At 70.8% G+C, this 19,556-nt stretch carries 22 protein-coding genes; 9 read left to right on the top strand and 13 right to left on the bottom strand.

Annotated elements, in window-relative coordinates:
- Positions 1-23 precede the first annotated feature (23 nt).
- Together JOD54_RS32370 and JOD54_RS32365 are read left to right on the top strand one after the other, a co-directional pair.
- On the top strand, positions 24-404 hold the full coding sequence (locus tag JOD54_RS32370) for an OB-fold nucleic acid binding domain-containing protein (RefSeq protein ID WP_204455724.1): 381 nt from the start codon (positions 24-26) through the stop codon (positions 402-404).
- A gap of 13 nt (positions 405-417) precedes the next feature.
- Positions 418-1,185, top strand: coding sequence for a DUF3159 domain-containing protein (locus tag JOD54_RS32365; RefSeq protein WP_204455723.1), 768 nt, complete (start codon positions 418-420; stop codon positions 1,183-1,185).
- 42 nt (positions 1,186-1,227) lie between these two features.
- On the opposite strand, the gene JOD54_RS32360 is transcribed toward JOD54_RS32365, so the two are convergent.
- Both JOD54_RS32360 and JOD54_RS32355 read right to left on the bottom strand, forming a co-directional pair.
- Positions 1,228-1,884, bottom strand: coding sequence for a potassium channel family protein (locus JOD54_RS32360; protein ID WP_204455722.1), 657 nt, complete (start codon positions 1,882-1,884; stop codon positions 1,228-1,230).
- Entirely contained in the window at positions 1,884-2,546 is a 663-nt protein-coding gene (locus JOD54_RS32355; protein WP_204456935.1) for a potassium channel family protein, read from the bottom strand. Before JOD54_RS32355 ends, JOD54_RS32360 begins: the two co-directional genes overlap by 1 nt.
- Before the next feature lie 124 nt (positions 2,547-2,670).
- Between JOD54_RS32355 and JOD54_RS32350 the strand changes: the two genes are divergently transcribed.
- Both JOD54_RS32350 and JOD54_RS32345 read left to right on the top strand, forming a co-directional pair.
- Positions 2,671-4,674 (top strand): APC family permease, encoded by a 2,004-nt coding sequence (locus JOD54_RS32350; protein ID WP_204455721.1) that lies wholly within the window; start codon positions 2,671-2,673, stop codon positions 4,672-4,674.
- The gene (locus JOD54_RS32345; protein ID WP_204455720.1) at positions 4,671-5,888 is read left to right on the top strand and encodes a class I SAM-dependent RNA methyltransferase; all 1,218 of its coding nucleotides are present in this window, start codon (positions 4,671-4,673) and stop codon (positions 5,886-5,888) included. Before JOD54_RS32350 ends, JOD54_RS32345 begins: the two co-directional genes overlap by 4 nt.
- On the opposite strand, the gene JOD54_RS32340 is transcribed toward JOD54_RS32345, so the two are convergent.
- From JOD54_RS32340 to JOD54_RS32320, 5 genes are all read right to left on the bottom strand, one after another.
- Positions 5,885-6,220: a hypothetical protein gene (locus tag JOD54_RS32340; RefSeq protein ID WP_204455719.1), complete on the bottom strand. Its 336-nt coding sequence runs from the start codon at positions 6,218-6,220 to the stop codon at positions 5,885-5,887. The two genes, JOD54_RS32345 and JOD54_RS32340, sit on opposite strands and share 4 nt — an antisense overlap.
- The gene (locus JOD54_RS32335) at positions 6,220-6,570 is read right to left on the bottom strand and encodes a hypothetical protein (protein WP_204455718.1); all 351 of its coding nucleotides are present in this window, start codon (positions 6,568-6,570) and stop codon (positions 6,220-6,222) included. The genes JOD54_RS32340 and JOD54_RS32335 overlap by 1 nt, the downstream gene beginning before the upstream one ends.
- Entirely contained in the window at positions 6,570-6,935 is a 366-nt protein-coding gene (locus tag JOD54_RS32330) for a hypothetical protein (RefSeq protein ID WP_204455717.1), read from the bottom strand. Before JOD54_RS32330 ends, JOD54_RS32335 begins: the two co-directional genes overlap by 1 nt.
- A complete protein-coding gene (locus JOD54_RS32325; protein WP_204455716.1) occupies positions 6,926-7,255 on the bottom strand; it encodes a hypothetical protein in 330 nt (109 codons plus the stop codon). The genes JOD54_RS32330 and JOD54_RS32325 overlap by 10 nt, the downstream gene beginning before the upstream one ends.
- Positions 7,256-7,354: 99 nt before the next feature.
- Positions 7,355-7,999: a hypothetical protein gene (locus tag JOD54_RS32320; RefSeq protein ID WP_204455715.1), complete on the bottom strand. Its 645-nt coding sequence runs from the start codon at positions 7,997-7,999 to the stop codon at positions 7,355-7,357.
- A 336-nt stretch (positions 8,000-8,335) separates the two neighbouring features.
- On the opposite strand from JOD54_RS32320, the gene dxs reads away from it, so the two are divergent.
- Positions 8,336-10,240 carry a 1-deoxy-D-xylulose-5-phosphate synthase gene (dxs, locus tag JOD54_RS32315; protein WP_204455714.1) on the top strand — a complete coding sequence of 635 codons (1,905 nt, stop codon included), beginning with the start codon at positions 8,336-8,338 and terminating at the stop codon, positions 10,238-10,240.
- A 107-nt stretch (positions 10,241-10,347) separates the two neighbouring features.
- Positions 10,348-11,019 (top strand): hypothetical protein, encoded by a 672-nt coding sequence (locus JOD54_RS32310; RefSeq protein ID WP_204455713.1) that lies wholly within the window; start codon positions 10,348-10,350, stop codon positions 11,017-11,019.
- Here JOD54_RS32310 and JOD54_RS32305 read toward each other — a convergent pair.
- Entirely contained in the window at positions 11,016-11,675 is a 660-nt protein-coding gene (locus JOD54_RS32305; RefSeq protein ID WP_204456933.1) for a class II aldolase/adducin family protein, read from the bottom strand. The genes JOD54_RS32310 and JOD54_RS32305 overlap by 4 nt on opposite strands.
- 56 nt (positions 11,676-11,731) lie before the next feature.
- Between JOD54_RS32305 and JOD54_RS32300 the strand changes: the two genes are divergently transcribed.
- Both JOD54_RS32300 and JOD54_RS32295 read left to right on the top strand, forming a co-directional pair.
- On the top strand, positions 11,732-12,412 hold the full coding sequence (locus JOD54_RS32300; RefSeq protein WP_204455712.1) for a response regulator transcription factor: 681 nt from the start codon (positions 11,732-11,734) through the stop codon (positions 12,410-12,412).
- Positions 12,409-13,536, top strand: a complete 1,128-nt coding sequence (locus JOD54_RS32295; protein WP_204455711.1) for a sensor histidine kinase — start codon at positions 12,409-12,411, stop codon at positions 13,534-13,536. Before JOD54_RS32300 ends, JOD54_RS32295 begins: the two co-directional genes overlap by 4 nt.
- 158 nt (positions 13,537-13,694) lie before the next feature.
- Here the strand turns inward: JOD54_RS32295 and JOD54_RS32290 are convergent, their stop codons facing one another.
- The 5 genes from JOD54_RS32290 to JOD54_RS32270 all read right to left on the bottom strand — a co-directional run bounded on the left by JOD54_RS32290 (position 13,695) and on the right by JOD54_RS32270 (position 18,913).
- A complete protein-coding gene (locus JOD54_RS32290; protein ID WP_204455710.1) occupies positions 13,695-14,039 on the bottom strand; it encodes an HNH endonuclease in 345 nt (114 codons plus the stop codon).
- Between the two features lie 20 nt (positions 14,040-14,059).
- A complete protein-coding gene (locus tag JOD54_RS32285; RefSeq protein ID WP_204455709.1) occupies positions 14,060-14,722 on the bottom strand; it encodes a DUF72 domain-containing protein in 663 nt (220 codons plus the stop codon).
- Between the two features lie 118 nt (positions 14,723-14,840).
- Entirely contained in the window at positions 14,841-16,946 is a 2,106-nt protein-coding gene (locus JOD54_RS32280; protein ID WP_239573578.1) for a 3-hydroxyacyl-CoA dehydrogenase NAD-binding domain-containing protein, read from the bottom strand.
- A complete protein-coding gene (locus JOD54_RS32275; RefSeq protein WP_204455707.1) occupies positions 16,946-18,172 on the bottom strand; it encodes a thiolase family protein in 1,227 nt (408 codons plus the stop codon). Before JOD54_RS32275 ends, JOD54_RS32280 begins: the two co-directional genes overlap by 1 nt.
- Before the next feature lie 75 nt (positions 18,173-18,247).
- Positions 18,248-18,913, bottom strand: a complete 666-nt coding sequence (locus JOD54_RS32270) for a TetR/AcrR family transcriptional regulator (protein ID WP_204455706.1) — start codon at positions 18,911-18,913, stop codon at positions 18,248-18,250.
- Positions 18,914-19,064: 151 nt separating this feature from the next.
- On the opposite strand from JOD54_RS32270, the gene JOD54_RS32265 reads away from it, so the two are divergent.
- Entirely contained in the window at positions 19,065-19,550 is a 486-nt protein-coding gene (locus JOD54_RS32265; RefSeq protein WP_204455705.1) for a nitroreductase family deazaflavin-dependent oxidoreductase, read from the top strand.
- The last annotated feature ends 6 nt before the right edge of the window (positions 19,551-19,556 follow it).

Genomic DNA, 19,556 nt, shown 5'->3' with positions numbered 1-19,556 from the left:
CCCTCACGGGAGAAGACTGCGCTATGGGCACCAAGGGGGACGGCTACTGGCACCGTCTCGTCAAGCGGCTCACGACCGACGTGGACCAGCTCGACGCGGACGACCTGTCCACGCACGCCGAGGCCCAGGGCGCGCGGCGGGCCTGTGACTGCCGGTCGGGTGAAGAGGTCACGGTCTTCGGCAGGTTACGCACCGTGGAGCTGTGCCCGCGCGACGCGGCCGCCACGCTGGAGGCGGAGCTGTTCGACGGGACCGAGGGCGTGACACTAGTGTGGCTCGGGCGCCGCCGTATCCCGGGCATCGAGCCTGGCCGGACCGTCAAGGCCCAGGGCAGGATCGCGGTCAGGGACGGGCGCAAGGTGCTCTACAACCCGTACTACGAGCTGCAGACCACGGCTCCCTGACGAAACCGGTGCCATGACCAACCCGGCCGCGCATGTCAACGGGTCGGGCGACCCCGACCGCCGTGACGAGACCACCGAGCCAGGCCCGTCGGGCACCGACCCCCAGCAGCCCGAGCCCCAGGAGCAGACGCTGCTGGAGCAGATGGGCGGCATCAGCGGCCTGATCTACTCGTCGGTGCCGGTCCTGGTGTTCGTGCTGGCCAACGCGCTGGGCGGGCTCACCGTCGGCATCTGGAGCGCGCTGGGCAGCGCCGTGCTGATCACCGTCATCCGGGTGGTCCGCAAGGAGCCGCTGCAGCCCGCGATCTCCGGGTTCTTCGGGGTCGGCATCGCCGCGTTCATCGCCTACCAGACCGGCTCCGCGAAGGGCTTCTTCCTCTTCGGGATCTGGACCAGCCTGGTCTACGGCGGCGTGTTCGCGCTGTCCATCCTGTTCCGGTGGCCGCTGGTCGGCGTCATCTGGTCCGGGCTGAACGGGCACGGGCAGGGCTGGCGCAAGGACAGGAAGTCGGTCTTCGCCTACGACCTGGCCACGGCCACCTTCGTGCTGATCTTCGCGGCCCGGTTCATCGTCCAGAAGTGGCTCTACGACGAGGACCTCACCGGCTGGCTCGCCTTCGCCCGCCTGGCCATGGGCTACCCGCTGTTCGCGATCGCCCTGGTCGTCACGGTGTGGGCGGTGCGCAAGGCCCAGCTCCGGCAGAAGGAGCTCGAAGAGGCCGAAACAGTCGACGACGACGCCGTAGAGGCCGCGCTGCGCGCGAAATATAGCGGCGAATAGGACCTAAGAGGGCCCGACCGGGATGGTCGGGCCCTCTTACGTTTAGTGCCCTAGGGCCTTGCGGATCTCGCCCTCGACGTTGGCGGAGGCGACGAAGAGGAGCTCGTCGCCGCCTTCCAGGGGGTCGTCCGGCTGCGGCACGATCACCCGGCCACCCCGCAGGATGGTCACCAGGGCGGCGTCGCGGGGCAGCTTCACGTTCCGCACCGGCTTACCGGCCCACGGCGTGTCGTCCGGCAGCGTCATCTCCACCAGGTTGGCCTGACCCTGGCGCAGGGTCAGCAGCTGCACGAGACCGCCGACGCTCACGGCCTCCTCGACCATCGCGGCCAGGACCCGGGGCGTGGAGACGGCCACGTCGACGCCCCAGGCACCGGTGAACAGCCACTCGTTGCTGGGGTCGTTGACCCTGGCCACCACCCGCTTGACCGCGAACACCGTCTTGGCCAGCAGCGACACCACCAGGTTGACCTTGTCGTCGCCGGTGGCGGCGATGACGCAGTCGCACAGCTGCAGGCCCGCGTCCTCCAGCGAGGCCAGCTCGCAGGCGTCGGCCAGCACCCACTCGGCCTGCTCGACGGTGTGCGGCTCGAACTGCGCGGCCTCGCGCTCGATGAGCATGACCTGGTGGTCACCGCCCACCAGCTCCGCGGCGATGGAGCGGCCCACCGCGCCCGCTCCGGCGATGGCGACGCGCATCAGTTCTCCTCCGGTGCCTGGGCGGCTGCCGCTGTGACGTCGCTGAGGGTGCCGGAGAGGGCGGCGACGTAGACGTGGTCGTCGGACTGGATGACGGTCTTGGCCAGCGGCAGCACCGCGGTGCCGAAGCGCATCACGAACGCCACCCGGCAGCCGGTGGCGCCCTGGAACTCCTTCACGGTGCGGCCGATCCAGCCCTCGTGGTAGGGCACCTGCAGCACCGCGACCCGGCCGGTGGGGTCGCGCCATGCGGAGGCGACCCCGTCGGGCAGCAGCGTGCGCAGCAGCCGGTCGGTGGTCCACGGCACGGTCGCCACGGTCGGGATGCCCAGCCGCTCGTAGACCTCGGCCCGCTTGGGGTCGTAGATGCGGGCCACGACGTGCTCGACGCCGAAGGTCTCCCTGGCCACCCTGGCGGAGATGATGTTGGAGTTGTCGCCGCTGGACACCGCGGCGAACGCGCCTGCCCGCTCGATGCCCGCCTCGATCAGCACCTGCCGGTCGAACCCGGTGCCCACCACCTGCTGGCCGTGGAAGTCCGAGCCGAGCCTGCGGAAGGCCTGGGCGTCCTTGTCGATCACCGCGACGCTGTGGTCGAGCCGCTCCAGCGCCGCGGCCATCATGGCCCCGACGCGGCCGCAGCCCATGATCACCACGTGCACGCCAAACGCCTCCTCGCTGCGGGCGGGGCCGACCGGCCCCATCTCGGGTGATGGTGCCCGATCGTGGACGAACCTACCGGTGGCCGCGCCGGATCGGGGACGTGACCGCCTACGCTGTGCGTCCGTGTCCAAGTTCTCCACGGCGGCGAAACGACTGGTGGTCGGGCGGCCGTTCCGCAGTGACCGGCTGGCGCACACGCTGCTGCCCAAGCGCATCGCGCTCCCGGTCTTCGCCTCTGACGCCATGTCGTCGGTGGCCTACGCGCCAGAAGAGATCTTCCTGATGCTGTCGGTGGCAGGCCTGTCGGCTTACGCCTTCGCGCCGTGGGTGGGCGTGGTGGTCGTCATCGTCATGCTCACCGTGGTCGCCAGCTACCGGCAGAACGTCCGCGCGTACCCCTCCGGCGGCGGTGACTACGAGGTCGCCACGGTCAACCTGGGCAAGCAGGCCGGGCTGACGGTGGCCAGCGCCCTGCTGGTGGACTACGTGCTCACCGTGGCCGTGTCCATCGCCTCCGCCGCGGCCAACATCGGGTCGGCGATCCCGTTCGTGGCCACCCACAAGGTGGAGTTCTCGGTGGTGGCGATCGTGGTGCTCACCGCGATCAACCTGCGCGGCATCCGCGAGTCCGGTGCCGCCTTCGCCGTCCCGACCTACGCGTTCATGGTCGGCATCGTGCTGATGATCGGGTTCGGCCTGTTCCGCGGGTTGATCCTGGGCGACGACATGCGCGCCGAGAGCGCCGACCTGCAGATCAACGCCGAGCACGGCGAGCTCGCGGGCCTGGCGCTGGTGTTCCTGGTGCTGCGCGCGTTCTCCTCCGGCTGCGCGGCGCTGACCGGCGTGGAGGCCATCAGCAACGGCGTGCCCGCCTTCCGCAAGCCCAAGTCGAAGAACGCGGCCACCACGCTGCTGATGATGGGCCTGATCGCGGTGGTCATGCTGATGGGCCTGATCGTGCTGGCCCAGCTGACCCAGGTCCGCATCGCCGAGGACCCGGCGACGCAGCTGGTCAACGCCCCGGCGGGCTACGAGCAGAAGACGATGGTCGCCCAGATCGCGGGCGCGGTGTTCGACGGCTTCCCGGTCGGCTTCTTCTTCATCACGATCGTGACCGCGCTGATCCTGGTGCTGGCCGCCAACACCGCGTTCAACGGCTTCCCGGTGCTCGGCTCGATCCTGGCCCAGGACCGCTACCTGCCCCGCCAGCTGCACACCCGCGGCGACCGGCTGGCCTTCTCCAACGGCATCATCGGCCTGGCCGGGTTCGCGATCGTGCTGGTCATCGCCTTCGACGCCGAGGTGACCCGGCTGATCCAGCTCTACATCGTCGGGGTGTTCGTGTCCTTCACGATGAGCCAGACCGGCATGATCCGGCACTGGAACCGGCAGCTGGCCCGCGAGAGCGACCCGGTCGAGCGGCGCAGGATGCGCCGCTCGCAGGCGATCAACGCGTTCGGCCTGGCGATGACCGGTTCGGTGCTGGTGGTGGTGCTGATCACCAAGTTCCTGCTCGGCGCCTGGATCGCGATCGCCGCGATGGCGGGCATCTACCTGGTGATGACCGGGATCCGCCGCCACTACGACCGGGTCGCCGACGAGCTGGCCCGCGCCGAGGGCGAGAACGCCTTCGTGCTGCCCTCGCGGATCCACTCGATCGTGCTGGTGTCCAAGCTGCACCTGCCGACCCGCCGCGCGCTCGCCTACGCCAGGGCCACCCGGCCGGACCTGCTGGAGGCGATCACGGTCAACGTCGACGACGTGGACACCAAGAAGCTGGTGGGCGAGTGGGAGAAGGAGGGTTTCTCGGTGCCGCTCAAGGTCATCGAGTCCCCGTACCGGGAGATCACCAAACCGGTGCTCGACTACGTCAAGCGCGTGCGCACGGACAACCCGCGCGACGTGGTCACGGTCTTCATCCCCGAATACGTCGTCGGCCGGTGGTGGGAGCAGGTCCTGCACAACCAGAGCGCGTTGCGGCTCAAGGGCAGGCTCCTGTTCCAACCCGGCGTGATGGTGACAAGCGTGCCGTGGCAGTTGGCGTCGTCGGAGAAGGTCGCCGAACGCGACCTGGTCGCTCCTGGTGCCATCCGCCGCGGTCTTACCGGCAAGGACGCACATAAGTGACGGATTGGACCGGACGGCGGTTCGAGGTCGAGGTCGGCGCAGTGGCCCACGGCGGGCACTGCGTCGCGAGAGCCGAAGGCAGGGTTGTCTTCGTCCGGCACGCGCTGCCGGGTGAGCGCGTTGTCGTCGCGATCACCGAGGACAAGGGCGGCTCGTTCTGCCGAGGGGATGCTGTCGAGGTGCTGACAGCGTCACCGGAGCGGGTCGTGCCACCGTGCCCATTGGCCGCTCCCGGCGGCTGCGGCGGGTGCGACTGGCAGCACGCCTCCGCGGACGAACAGAGGCGGCTCAAGGCGGCCGTAGTGACCGAGCAGCTTAAGAGGCTTGCTGATGTCACATGGGACGTTGAGGTCGAAGAGCTCGCGGGCGGGCTCGAGCACTGGCGCACGCGCACAAGGCTGGCCGTCGACCGCGCGGGCCACATCGGGTTCCGCGCACACCGCAGCCACCGGGTCGTACCGGTCGCCGACTGCGTCATCGCCGCCCCGGGCACCGTCGACGTACTCGCGACCCAGGAGTGGACCCCGGGTGCCGAGCTAGAGGTGTCCGTGGACGCCACAGGCCGCACCCACGCGAGTGAGCTCCTGCCGGACAAGGGGCGCCTGCGCAGCGGCAAGCCCGTGCTGCGCCCGCACCGGGTCCTCGGCTCGTCGATCGCGGTGGAGCAGGCCGCGCGCCGCGAGTGGCGGTTGGACGCGCACGGGTTCTGGCAGGTCCACCCGGACGCGGCCGACGTGCTCGCCGAGGTCGTCGCCGACTGGACCGGGTTGGTGGCCGGTCAGGCGGCCTGGGACCTCTACGCGGGTGTCGGCCTGTTCGCCGCGGTCCTGGCCGGTCAGGTGGGCGAGGGCGGAGCGGTGGTTGCCGTCGAGTCGTCGCGCCGGGCGGCTGAAGACGGTGCCGAGAACCTGGCGGACCTGCCGCAGGTCCGGATCTTCGCGGGCAAGGTCGAGGACGTCCTGGCCGACGGCGACCTCCCCGCCCCGGACGTCGTGGTGCTGGACCCACCGCGCAAGGGGGCGGGAAAGCCGGTCGTCGAGGCCATAGCCGCCCGCGAGCCAGCCCGCGTCGTCTACGTCGCCTGCGATCCCGCCGCCCTGGCGCGCGATGTGGCCACCTTCGCCGACCACGGCTACACGCTCACCGCGCTAAGGGCCTTCGACACGTTCCCGATGACCCACCACGTGGAGTGCGTTGCCCTGCTCGAACGCTAAGTCCACGGACCCGTTCGGCAGAAGTCGTAGTCGTCGATCACCTGGGTGACCCCGTTCGCGTCCACGATCGTGATCACGAACTGGGTCGACCCCGGCGAGCACCCGAACACCGGGGTGTGGGTGATGCCGTTGAGAGACGGCCGGTAGTTGCCGTTGACGGTCCACTGGACGCTCTGCAGCGGGCGGGGCCCGCTGGGGTAGGCGACGCACTGGAACTTGCTGCCGCCGCTGTCGCAGACCAGGTAGTCCGGTGTCGCGGTGGCGGCGGTCGCCGGGGCCATCAGACCCAGCGCCGCCACCGCGGTGACCAGGACACGAACGCGGTTGCTCATCAGTTCCACTCCCCAGTCCGGCAGATCTCCGGCTCGTCGATGACCTGAACGGCGCCATTGGCGTCAACGATGATGATGAAGAAGCGCACCGTCCCCGGGCTGCACTCGAACAGGTCGGGGAACAGTTGCCCGTCGAACCGGTGGTCCCGCGCGCCGTTGATCCACCAGTTGACGTTCTGCAGCGGGCGGACGCCGGTGGCGTAGGCCCAGCACTGGAAGCCGCCCGTGTTGTTGTAGCCGCCGCTGTCGCAGCTCAGCGAGTTCGTCCACGCGCCCGCAGTGCCCGCGCCTGGAACAGCCATGCCCGCCACCGCCACCGCCGCGGCGAGTGCCCGCATTGGTCTGCCCATCAGTTCCACTCCCCGGTGCGGCAGATCTCCGGTTCGTCGATGACCTGAACGGCGCCATTGGCGTCGACGATGACGATGTAGAAGTAGGCGGTTCCCGGGGCGCAGGTGAACAGCGGCGGGAACAGCTGCCCGTCGAACGCCGGGTAGTACCAATCGTTGATCATCCAGTTCACGCTCTGCAGCGGGAACGCGCCGGTGGCGTAGGCCCAGCACTGGAAGCCGCCTGCGTGGTTGTAGCCGCCGCTGTCGCAGGTCAGCGAGTTCGTCCACGCCGTCGCGGTACCCGGCGCGGGAACGGTTAGGGCCACTGCGGCAGCGAGGACAGCCAGCCCGCGCAGGGTCTTGCGCGCGCGGCTCACGGCCACGGCCCCGAGCTGCAGCGCGACCGGGTCGAGGCCGACCTGGAGCCGGTCGCGTCGGTCACCGTGACGTCGATGGTGAGCACGACTCGGACGTTGCAGCGGGTCAGCGGGGTGTTCTCGGCGTTGTCGAAGGACGGTGCCGGGGAGCCGTTGACGGCCCAGCGGATCGTGTAGGGCGCGGTCGCGTCGTGGCCGACCGTGCAGGTGTAGTAGGTGTAGGCCGTCTCGCACCACACGTTCGCGGTGGTGACGGCGCTCGCCGGGGGTGCGGCGAGGCCCAGCGCCGCCACGGCTGTGACGGCGATCACCAGAGGCTTCTTCATGGATCGACCGTAACCACCGCGGGCAACGCGGAAATCGGCCGTTGGGGCCAAACTGATCGAGCCCGCAACAGGGGTTCTGACCAGGCCAAATACCGCCGATCAGGGCTGCCGCGGGCCAGCGGGTGGACCGAACCCGGGCGGTCCACCGAGCGGCGGCCGACCAGGCCCCGCGGCGTGCCTGCCCGGTCCACCTGAGGGCGGCGGGTTCTCCCACGGCGGTGGCGGAGCGGCGTGCCTACCCGGCGCGGGCTGCGGGACCGGGATCCCGTGCGGCGGTGTGCCCGCCGCCTGGGTCTCCGGGGTGACCGCCGGGGGCATGCCCGCGCGGGCCCGGAACCAGTCCGGGATGAACTCCTCCGACCGGGGGAAGGTCCGCAGCTCGTCGACGAAGCCGACCGGCGGCGGCACCCGGCGCCACACCGGCTCCAGGTCCGGTTCGAACTCGCAGGTGAACGTCCCCGGTGGCTCGATGTCGTAGACGGCGCCGATCCAGGTCCCCCGACCCGGCCGGTACATCCCGGCGCGCAACCGGCCGAGGCCGTCGACCACCTCGGCGGGCGGCCGGACCGGTCGGGGCACCCCGTCCGGCCCGGTCACGTGCAGGTCCACCTCGATGTGCCTGCCCACGGAGCGGTACCGCGCGCTCACCCGGGTCCACCCGGCGCCCGCGGCGCGCACCATCGCCCGGCCGACCGCCTTGGTCATCCGGTCCAGCTCGGCCTGCCCGGCCACCGGTTCGCTCACGACACCCCCCGCGGTGGTGCTGTCACCAACGCCACAGCCACCCGTGCCCCCGCCGGGAAAGCCCCGGGCACAGCTGTTCCCCACACCACTGCCACAGCCCCCTGTCCGACCCCCGATGTGCCGCGAACCCTACCCAATCGGGGCGACGCGCACGGCCAGGTCCAGCGGGAACACCGCACCCCGGTGCCGGGCCGGGTGACCCGGATGGGCGATCACCGTGCGGCGTCCGCGCGCCGATACCGGAAGTCGGGTACCGCCCACCGCTCGTAGACTGGACCGAAGAGCCGACTGCACAACCCACCCACACGACACCGCTCTCTGACGAGGTGACGACGCGTGACCCTGCTGGACTCCGTGCACGGACCGGCCGATCTCCGGCGGATGACCCACGAGGAACTCGACCGGCTCGCGGTGGAGATCCGGTCGTTCCTGGTCGACAAGGTCACCAAGACCGGGGGGCACCTGGGGCCCAACCTGGGCGTGGTCGAGCTGACCATCGCGCTGCACCGGGTGTTCGACTCGCCAGCCGACGGCCTGATCTACGACGTGGGCCACCAGGCGTACGTGCACAAGATCCTCACCGGCCGCCGGGACGGGTTCGACGAGCTGCGCCAGCAGGACGGCATCTCCGGCTACCCGAGCCAGGCCGAGAGCGAGCACGACCTGGTGGAGAACAGCCACGCGTCCACCGCGCTCTCTTACGCCGACGGCATGGCGAAGGCGCACCAGTTGCGCGGCGAGAAGCGCACCGTTGTCGCTGTCGTCGGCGACGGCGCTCTTACGGGCGGCATGTGCTGGGAGGCGATGAACAACATCGCCGCGGGCACGGACCGTTCCGTAGTCATCGTGGTCAACGACAACGGCCGCTCGTACTCGCCGACCATTGGCGGCTTCGCCGACCACCTCGCCACGCTTCGCCTGCGACCGGGCTACGAGCGCGCGCTCGAGGGCGGTAAGAGGGTCCTGCAAGGCACCCCGGTCGTCGGTAAGCCTCTATACGCGGCTCTGCACGCGGCCAAGCGCGGCATCAAGGACGCGTTGAGCCCGCAGGCGATGTTCGAGGACCTCGGCCTCAAGTACCTCGGCCCGGTCGACGGGCACGACCTGGAGGCGCTGGAGGTCGCGCTGCGCCGGGCGAAGGACTTCGGCGGGCCGGTGATCGTGCACGCGGTCACCCGCAAGGGCAACGGCTACCCGCTGGCCGAGAACGACGAGCTCGACCAGATGCACCAGACCGACCCGATCGACCCGGTCACCGGCAAGCCCCGCAAGTCCAAGGGCACCGTGTGGACCTCGGTGTTCGCCGAGGAACTGGCCGCGATCGGCGCCGAGCGCGAGGACGTGGTGGCGATCACCGCCGCGATGCTGCGCTCCACCGGCCTCGCGCCGTTCGCCGAGCGCTTCCCGCGCCGGGTGTTCGACGTGGGCATCGCCGAGCAGCACGCGATCACCTCGGCCGCGGGCATGGCCATGGCCGGGCTGCACCCGGTGGTCGCGATCTACTCGACCTTCCTCAACCGCGCCTTCGACCAGATGCTGATGGACGTCGCGCTGCACAAGCAGCCGGTGACCGTGGTGCTCGACCGCGCGGGCATCACCGGTCCGGACGGCGCCAGCCACCACGGCATGTGGGACCTGTCGATCCTGGGCATGATCCCCGGCATCCACATCGCCGCCCCGCGCGACGCGGCCACCCTGCGCGAGGAGCTGCGCGAGGCGGTCGCCATCGACAACGGCCCGTCGGTGCTGCGCTTCCCGAAGGCCACCGTCGGCGACGACATCCCCGCCGTCGAGCGGATCGGCCCGGTGGACGTGCTGCGCCGCGACGCCGACCAGGACGTGCTGCTGGTCACCGTCGGCTCCTTCGCCGCGCTGGGCCTGGCCGCCGCCGAGCGGCTCGCCGACCAGGGCATCGGTGTGACGGTGGTGGACCCGCGCTGGGTCGCGCCGGTGCCCGCCGAGCTGGCCGGGCTGGCCCGCCGCCACAAGCTGGTCGTCACCGTCGAGGACTGCGGCCGCCACGGCGGCTTCGGCTGGGCCCTCGCCGCCGCGCTGCGCGACGCCGACGTCGACGTGCCGCTGCGCGACCTCGGCATCCCCAACGAGTTCCACACCCAGGGCAGCCGCGACGAGGTGCTGGTCCGCCTCGGCCTCACCGCGCAGCACATCGCGCGCAAGGTCACCGGCTGGGCCTCCGACCTGATCGGCACCGTCGCCGAACCCGCGGTCGACCGCGCCTGACGAGTGCGCTCCCGGATCCGCCCCGCCTGCGGATCCGGGTTCGTTGCCCTAGGTGAAACGTTCGGCGCGCAACGGTCGATCTCGACACCAATGGTGATCATCTCGCGGTGGTCACCCGCTTCCACGGTGAGGAGAAAGTCCCAGTGGCCGACCCGGTCCGCGTTGCCCAGCACCTCGAGCTGACCCTTGCCCACGTCGACGACTCGGTGCGGGTGACGATCAACGGGGCCGAGGCGTTCACCCACGGCCTGCTGCGGGTGACCCAGCCGAAGGTCGCGGTGAGCCTCACCGGCAAGCTCGTCCCCGGCCGCAACACCCTGGTGTTCACCGCAACCAACGGGCCGGGCGTCGCCGGGCTGACCGCCACCCTCACCGCCGACGGCCAGGTCGTGCGCGAGTGGCGGCTGCCCGACGACGGCGGCAAGCACGGCGTGTTCGTCGACGAGACCTTCGAGTTCGACTACCAGGTCAGCACCCCGGCCCCGACCAAGGTCGTCGTGCTCACCTGCACCGAGATCGACGACGTCGCGAGCGTGCGCGTCAACGACGCGGTCGTGTTCTCCAACGGCCTGCTGCGCGGCAACCAGCCGAAGGTCGTCGCGGACCTGACCGCGAAGCTGGCGGGGGAGAACACCTTCGTCGTGGTCGCGGAGAACAAGCTCGGCCCCGGCAACTTCGTGGCTCAGCTGACCGTCGACGGCGCGGTGGTGAAGAAGTGGGACGTGCGCGGGTCGCAGATCAAGAACGCCCCGTTCGTCAACGAGGTCGTGACGGTCTAGCCCGGCTGGTCCAGCTCGCGGGTCACCCCGTAGCGCAGCCGGGCGACCTGGCGGTCGTAGTCGGCGCGTTCGGCGCGGTCGAGCTCACGCGGTTTGCCCAGCTGCGCGGCCTTCCAGTACAGCTCGCAGCCCCACTCGAGCAGCTGCGCCCGGGTGGTCGCGGTCTCCAGGTCGGCGCCGTAGGTGATCGCGCCGTGGTTGGCCATCAGCGCGGCGGTGTGCCCTTCGAGGACGTCCAGCACGGCCTCGGCCAGTTCTGGTGTGCCGAATGTGCGGTAGGGCGCGACCGGGACCGTGCCGCCGAGCTCGACCAGCTGGTAGTGCACGCAGGGCAGTTCGTGCAGGACCAGCGACAGCGCGGTGGCCATCGGGGCGTGCGTGTGCACCACCGCACCCGCGCGGTAGCGCCGGTAGACACCCAGGTGCAGGTCCAGTTCGGACGTCGGGGCGAGGCGGCCCTCGACCACCTCGCCGCGGTGGTCGACCACCGTCACGTGCTCGGCGCGCAGGTCCGCGAGCCGGGCGCCGGTGGGGGTGACCGCGACGAGGTCGCCCTGCCTGGCGCTCAGGTTGCCCGCCGTGCCCAGCACCAGCCCCGACCCGGCGAGCAGCCGGGCGTGGGAGGCCACCTGTTCGCGCAGCGACCGCAGCATCATGGCGCTGATCATGCCCGAACGAAGGGGCCCGCCGGGGCGTGTGGCACCGTGGTGGGGTGCGGATTCTCATCGTGGAGGACGAGGCCGCCCTCGCCGAGGCGGTCGCCAGGGGCCTGCGGCGCGAGGGTATGGCCGTCGACATCGCCCTGGACGGCGACGAGGGCCATGAGAAGGCCTCGGTCACCCGCTACGACGTGGTCGTGCTCGACCGCGACCTGCCCGGCATGCACGGCGACCAGCTGTGCCGGGAGATCGTCGCGTCCGGGGCGCTGACCAGGGTGCTGATGCTCACCGCGAGCGACGCCGTCGCCGACCGGGTCGAGGGCCTCTCGCTGGGCGCCGACGACTACCTCGCCAAGCCGTTCGCCTTCCCGGAGCTCGTCGCCAGGGTGCGGGCGCTGGCCAGGCGCGCGACCCCGGTGACGCCACCGGTGCTGGTCGCGGGCGACGTCGAGCTCGACCCCGCCAGGCGCACGGTCACCAGGGCCGGGCGACCGGTCGAGCTGACCCGCAAGGAGTTCGGCGTGCTGGAGGTGCTGCTCGCCGCGCGCGGGTCGGTGGTCAGCAGCGAGGAACTCCTGGAGCGCGTGTGGGACGAGAACGCGGACCCGTTCACCACCACGGTCCGGGTCACGGTGATGACCCTGCGCAAGAAGCTCGGCGACCCCGGGGTCATCGACACGGTGGTCGGGTCCGGGTACCGCGTCCCGGCGTCCGCGGGTGCGACGGGGGTGTGACCGAGCGCGGGCGCGGCCTGGGGTTGCGGGCCAGGGTCACCCTGCTGGCGACCGGTCTCGTCGCGGTGGTCAGCGTGCTGCTGCTGTGGCTCGGGTGGGTCCTGGCCGGTGAGGTGGTGGCCTCGGTCCCCGCGCTGCCCACCGGGACGACGGTGGTCGTGGGCGGGATCCGCGTCGAGGCGGACGAGTTGGCCGAGGCGCTGTCCAACGACGCGCGGGACCGGGTCCTGCTGGCGGGGTCCGTGGCGTTCGTGTGCGTGGTGGCCGCGACCGCGTTGCTGGCGTGGGTGATCACCGGGCGGGTGCTGCGGCCGCTGCGCGAGGTGACGGCCACCGCGCACCGGCTGTCGGTCGAGTCGATGGGGCAGCGGATCGGCCACCAGGGCGCCCGCGACGAGGTGGCCGAACTCGCCGACACCTTCGACGCGATGCTCGACCGGCTGCAGGCGGCGTTCTCCGCGCAACGGCAGTTCGTCGCCAACGCCAGCCACGAGCTGCGCACGCCCCTCGCGGTGATCCGCACCGAACTCGACGTCACACTGTCCGATCCGGACGCCGACGCCGCCGAACTCCGCCGCATGGCCGAAGTCGTGCGCACCGCGACCCTGCGCGCAGGCGACCTGGTGGAGGCCCTGCTCGTCCTCGCCCGCACCGACGGGCTCGGGGTCGGCGCCACCGGACCGGTCGAGCTCCCGGTGGTCGTGTCGGGCGCCTGGCGCTCCACCAAGTCCGACGCCGAACGCCGCGGCATCACGGCCCGCTTCCACCACGACCACGCCACCGTCACCGGCGACGCCGCGCTGCTGGAGCGGGTCGCGGGCAACCTGCTGGAGAACGCCGTCCGCCACAACGTCGACGGCGGGTGGATCGAGGTCCGCACCACCAGCGGTCCACAGTGGACTTCCCTGGAGGTCGCCTCCTCCGGCCCGGTCATCGCCCCCGACCGCGTCCCCGAACTGTTCGAACCCTTCCGCCGCGGCGGCGTCGACCGCACCTCGCACACCGGAACCGGCCTCGGCCTGTCCATCGTCCGAGCCGTGGCCAGAGCCCACGGCGGCACCGTCCAAGCCACCCCCGTCCCCGGCGGCGGCCTGCGCGTGGTGGTCGCCCTCCCCTCGATCTAGTGGCACGACCCAGAACCTTGACCATGTCTCGGCCCGCCCACGACGCGCCTGGCTGCGTTGCCGAAACGACCGAGTACGCCCAGTACGAGGCCGTTCCGGCGCCTTGCCAGCCACGCCGTGGACGGGCCGATACACGGCCAACATTCTGGGTCGCACCACTAGCCGGGCTTGGCCAACCGCCGCAACTGCCGCTCGACGTACGCCCGAGCCCGCCGCTGCCCACCCCGCTCCACAATCGCCGCCCCCAACAGCGTCAACACCCGGGAAACCCGCTCTGTGTCAGGCTTTCGACCCTGCCGCAGGCACTCCCCGAGCCAGTCCACCGGGCTGACGTGGCCCCGCAAGCGGTTGCACCCCCGACAAGCCGCCACCTCGTTCTCCACCCACGAAGGCCCGCCCTTCACCCTGGGCACCAGGTGGTCGGTGGTGGGAACCGCCTGACCGCGGAACTCCCGAGCACACCACACACACGTCGGTCCGTCGCGGACGAGGATGAGCTCCATCCGCCCAACCCGCCCGATGTTCACAGCCGCCGCGCCAACCCCTGCGCGTCCCCCGGCGCCTTCACCTTCACGTCGTTGTAGAAGTACACGAACACGTCCCCGCGCTCCCGCCAGTCCCGCACCTTCGCCGCCCACCGGTCCAACGCCTCGTCGGAGTACCCGCTGGCGTAGAGCTCCTTGTCCCCGTGCAGCCTGGCGTACACGAAATCGGCCGTCACCTGCTCGAAGTACGGCCACTTCCCCGCAGTGTCCGCCACCACCAGCGCGATCCCCTTGTCCCGCAGCAGGTCGATGAACCCCTGCGCGCCGAAGTCGGGGTTGCGCACCTCGATCGCATACCTGATCGGCCGGTCCTGGTCGGTCCGCAGCCACTCCCGACCCTTCATCCGCTCATCGTGCCCGCGCCCCACCTCCACCGCCTCCGCGTCTTTCAACCGCTTCATGTGCGTCACGAACCGCGGCCCCTTGACCGAGAACACGAACCCCTCCGGCGTCTCCTCCCGCCATCGCTGGTAGCTCTCCGGCTTCTGCAACGCGTAGAACGACCCGTTGATCTCCACCGAATCGACCCGCCGCGACAGGTACTCCAACTCCCGCCGCTGGGCCAGCCCCTCCGGGTAGAACACCCCCCGCCAAGGCGGATAGACCCACCCCGACGTCCCAACCCGCGTTCTGCCTGCCACGAATCCATCTTCCGCCTCGCGTGCGGAGATCGCAGCCGCAGCCGCGTTCCGGCTGTGACGGAGTTGATCAACTCCCGCACGCCGGTGCCCCCTGGCGGACCAGGGGGCACCGGCGTGGTCAGGCCGGGACCGATGCCACGCCGGGGGCGAGGAAGGGTTTGCCGTGCACTCGTTCGGAGACGCCGGTGCGGTCGAGGTAGGGGGTGATGCCGCCGAGCCAGAAGGGCCAGCCGCCGCCGAGGATCATGCAGAGGTCGATGTCCTGGGCTTCGGCCACCACGCCTTCGTCGAGCATGATCCGGATCTCTTCGGCCACGCCGTCGAGGACTCGGGTCAGGACCTGGTCGGCGGTCAGGGGGTTCGACCCGAATTGCCACAGTTCGGCCACTTCCGGGTCGACCGACTGGGTGCCTGTGCTGTCCCAGGTCCACACCGCAGTCTTGCCCGCTTCGACGAAGCGGCGCATGTTCTCGCTCACGCCGAACCGGTCCGGGTAGGCCCGGTGCATGGTCTCGGCGACGTGCAGGGCGACCGGGGGGCCGACCAGTTGCAGGAGCACCAGGGGGCTCATGGGCAGGCCGAGCGGGTCGGTCGCGCGGTCGGCGACCTCGAACGGGGTGCCTTCGTCGATCGCGGCGACGACCTCGCCCATGAAGCGGGTCAGCAGGCGGTTGACCACGAACGCGGGCGCGTCCTTGACCAGCACCGAGGACTTGCGCAGCGCCTTGCCGACCGCGAACGCCGTGGCCAGGGTGGCGTCGTCGGTGCGTTCGGCGCGGACGATCTCCAGCAGCGGCATCACCGCGACGGGGTTGAAGAAGTGGAAGCCGACCACCCGCTCGGGGTGGGTCAACCCGGCCGCCATCTCGGTGATCGACAGCGACGAGGTGTTGGTCGCCAGCACGCACTCCGCGCTGACGTGCGCCTCCACCTCGGCGAAGACCCGTTGCTTGACACCGAGTTCCTCGAACACCGCCTCGATGACGAAGTCCGCGTCGGCGAAAGCGGCCTTGTCCAGCGAGCCGGACACCAGTGCCTTCAAGCGGTTCACGCCGTCGGCCGTCAGCCTGCCCTTGGCGCCGAGCTTGTCGATCTCGTCGTGCACATAGCCGACGCCTTTGTCCACACGGGACTGGTCGATATCGGTCAGCACCACGGGAACCTTGAGCTGCCGCGCGAAAAGCAGCGCCATCTGGCTGGCCATCAACCCCGCGCCGACGATGCCGACTTTGGTCACCGGCCGGGCCAGCGACTTGTCCGGGGCGCCAGCGGGCCGTCGAGCGCGCTTCTGCACCAGGTTGAACGAGTACAGGCCCGCCCGCAGCGGATCGCTCATCAACACATCGGCCAGCGCTTCGGTTTCGGCCGCATAGCCCGTGTCGAGATCGTTGGCGCGAGCCAACTCCAGTAGCTCCAACGCCTTCAGTGCGCCAGGCGAAGCACCCTTGGTGCGGCCGTGCACGATGCCCTTGGCGCGCTCGACCGCCGCGTCCCAGCCCGCTCCCCGATCAATCTCCTTGCGGGGAACGGAAATCTGGCCATTGACCACATCGGACAGCCAGGCAAAGGACCGCTCGATGAAGTCGGCCGACCCGAGGAGCACGTCCGTGATGCCCAGGTCCGCCGCCTGCTGGGGCTTGAGCATCCGGTTCTGGCTCAACGCGTTCTCGAAGATCACCGTGACCGCGGCGTCCGGACCGATCAGGTTCGGCAGCAGCTGCGTGCCGCCCCATCCCGGGAACAGGCCGAGGAACACCTCCGGCAACGCGATAGCCGCCGTGTTGTCCGACAGCGTCCGGTAGTGGCACGACAGCGCGAGCTCCAGGCCGCCACCCATCACCGCGCCGTTGATGAACGCGAAGGTCGGCACCGGCGACTCGGTGAACCGGCGGAACACGTCGTGCCCGGTCCCGGCGATGTCCAGGGCGGTCTCGCGGTCCGCGACCTGCTCCACCCCGGACAGATCGGCGCCGACGGCGAAGATGAAGGGCTTGCCCGTCACCGCGATCGCCGCCGGATCGGCCGCCAGCGCCTCGTCGAACGCCGCGTTCAGGCTCACCAGGCCCTGCGGGCCGAAGGTGGACGGGCGGGTGTGGTCGAGCCCGTTGTCGATGGTGATCAGGGCGACCGGCTTGGCCAACCCGGCCACCCGCACCACCCTGGTGACGGCCTTGGTCACGACCTCGTCGGGAAAGGCCTTCTCGGCCTGCTGGCGCGTCAGCATCACTTGCCCCCGTCCCAGTTCGGGTTCTCCCAGATGACCGTGCCGCCCATGCCGATCCCGATGCACATCGAGGTGAGCCCGTAGCGCACGTCCGGGCGTTCGGCGAACTGCCGCGACAGCTGCGTCATCAGCCGCACGCCGGAGGAGGCGAGCGGGTGGCCGCAGGCGATCGCACCACCCCACTGGTTGACCCTGGGATCGTCGTCGTCGAGTCCGAAGTGGTCCAGGAAGGCCAGGACCTGCACCGCGAACGCCTCGTTCAGCTCGAACAGCCCGATGTCCGAAATGGACAGACCGAACCTGGCGAGCGCCTTCTCCGTCGCCGGAACCGGGCCGACCCCCATGACCTCGGGCTCGACGCCGACGAACGCGTACCCGACCAGCCGCATCCCGATCGGCAGGCCCAGTTCCCGCGCGGTCGACTCCGCCGCCAGCACGCAGCCGGTCGCGCCGTCGTTCAACCCGGCCGCGTTGCCCGCCGTCACCCTGCCGTGCGGGCGGAACGGGGTCTTCAAGCCCGCCAACGTCTCCACCGTGGTGCCCGGTCGCGGCGGTTCGTCCTCTATGGCCAGACCCCAGCCCAGCTCGGCGGACCGCGTCGCCACCGGGACCAGTTCCGGCCCGATCTTGCCCGCCTTCACCGCGTCGGCGAACTTCTCCTGGCTGCGCGCGGCGTAGGCGTCGCACCGCGCCTTGGTCAGGTGCGGGTACCTGTCGTGCACGTTCTCCGCGGTCTGCCCCATCACCAGGGCGGTCGGGTCGACGAGCTTGTCGGCCACGATCCTCGGGTTCGGGTCGACGCCCTCGCCCATCGGGTGCCGCCCCATGTGCTCGACCCCGCCCGCGATCACCACGTCGTAGGCGCCGAAGGCGATGCCGCTCGCGGTGGTGGTCACCGCGGTCATCGCGCCCGCGCACATCCGGTCGATGGCGAACCCGGGCACCGACTTGGGCAGCCCGGCCAGCAGCGCGGCGGTGCGGCCGATGGTCAGGCCCTGGTCGCCGATCTGCGTGGTCGCCGCGATCGCCACCTCGTCCACCCGCTCCGGCGGGAGCTCGGGGTGGCGGCGCAGCAGCTCGCGGATGACCTTCACGACCAGGTCGTCGGCGCGCGTCTCGGCGTAGATGCCCTTCGGGCCCGCCTTGCCGAACGGCGTCCGCACGCCGTCGACGAAGACGACGTCGCGGACGGCGCGCGCGGCTGCGGGGGCAGCGGGTGCGACCACGGGTGCTCCTCGGGTCGGGACCGGGCTACCGGACGGTAACCCGGGTTCACTCTACCGCTTGTTACCGGCGGGTAATCACTGCACGCCGACGAACTCGGCCATCCGGTCCACCGCGTACCCGAAGAATTCATCCGCCGGGTCCGCGCTGCCCACGAGCTGGCCGAACAACTCGAAGCTGACCATCCCGAACAGCTGGGTCCAGGCAACCATGACCCTGGCCATGGCGCCCGTCGGCAGCTCGACCGCGATCGCGCCGAGTACCCCGTTGAGCTGCTCCCAAAGGTTCTCCGGCAGCCCGCTGTCCGGCGCCTCCGCCGCGAGGGCGATCCCGAGCAGCACCGTCGGCGCCCGCACGGCCGGGGCGACGGTGGCCTTCGGGGCCTGGTAGCCGGGGACGGGGGAGCCGTAGATCAGCGCGTACTCGTGCCGGTGGGCCAGCGCCCAGGTGCGGATCGCGGTGCACGCGTTGCGCCAGCGCTCGGCGGGGGTCGCGCCGTGGTCGGCCTTCTCGACGGCGTCGCCGAGGGCGTTGTACGCGTCGATGATCAACGCGGTGAGCAGGTCGTCGCGGCTGGGGAAGTACCGGTAGAGCGCCGACGAGACCATCCCCAGGCTCCGCGCCACCGCCCGCAGCGACAGTTGGTGCGCACCCTCGGTGGCCAACTGCGCGCGCGCCGCGTCCTTGATCTCCTGGGTCAGCTCGTGCCTGGCCTTGTCCCGTGCCGTTCGACCTGCGCTCATGCCGGGCGATTCTGCCGGCGCCAAGAGCACTGCACAAATTCGAGAGCAGTGCTCTTGACCGAGAGCAGTGCTCTCGTGTTCACTGCTCACAACAGAGTGCACCGCTCACAAACGAGAGCACCGCTCTCGCATCTACGAGGGAGTCCGGCTCATGGCCACCACCGACCGACCCGCCGCCGAGGGCGCGCAGGCCCGCTACCTGCGTCCTGGACGACTCATGCGGGTGCTGCGGTTCAACGATGTCGTGGCGTTCCTCGTGCGGCGCGGCTTCAGCGTCTGGGGGGCGCGGGTGCTGTCGGTCAAGGGGCGCAAGAGCGGCGAGCCGCGCAGCACCCCCGTCAACCTGCTCACCGTCGACGGCGTCCAGTACCTCGTGTCCCCGCGCGGCCACACCCAGTGGGTCCGCAACCTGCGCGTCGCGGGTGAGGGCGAGCTGACCGTCGGCAAGCGCGTGCAGCGCTTCACCGCCCGCGAGCTCGCCGATGACGCCAAGCCCGAGGTCCTGCGCGCCTACCTCAAGCGTTGGGCATTCGAGGTGGGCGCCTTCTTCGAGGGCGTCACCGCGCGGTCCACAGACGACGAGCTCCGGGCGGTAGCTCCAGGACACCCCGTGTTCCAGGTGTCCATCGAGGACTGAGAGGAC

This window comes from Actinokineospora baliensis (genome assembly GCF_016907695.1).
Classification (GTDB): domain Bacteria; phylum Actinomycetota; class Actinomycetes; order Mycobacteriales; family Pseudonocardiaceae; genus Actinokineospora; species Actinokineospora baliensis.
This window is presented reverse-complemented; position numbering and strand designations above follow the sequence as displayed.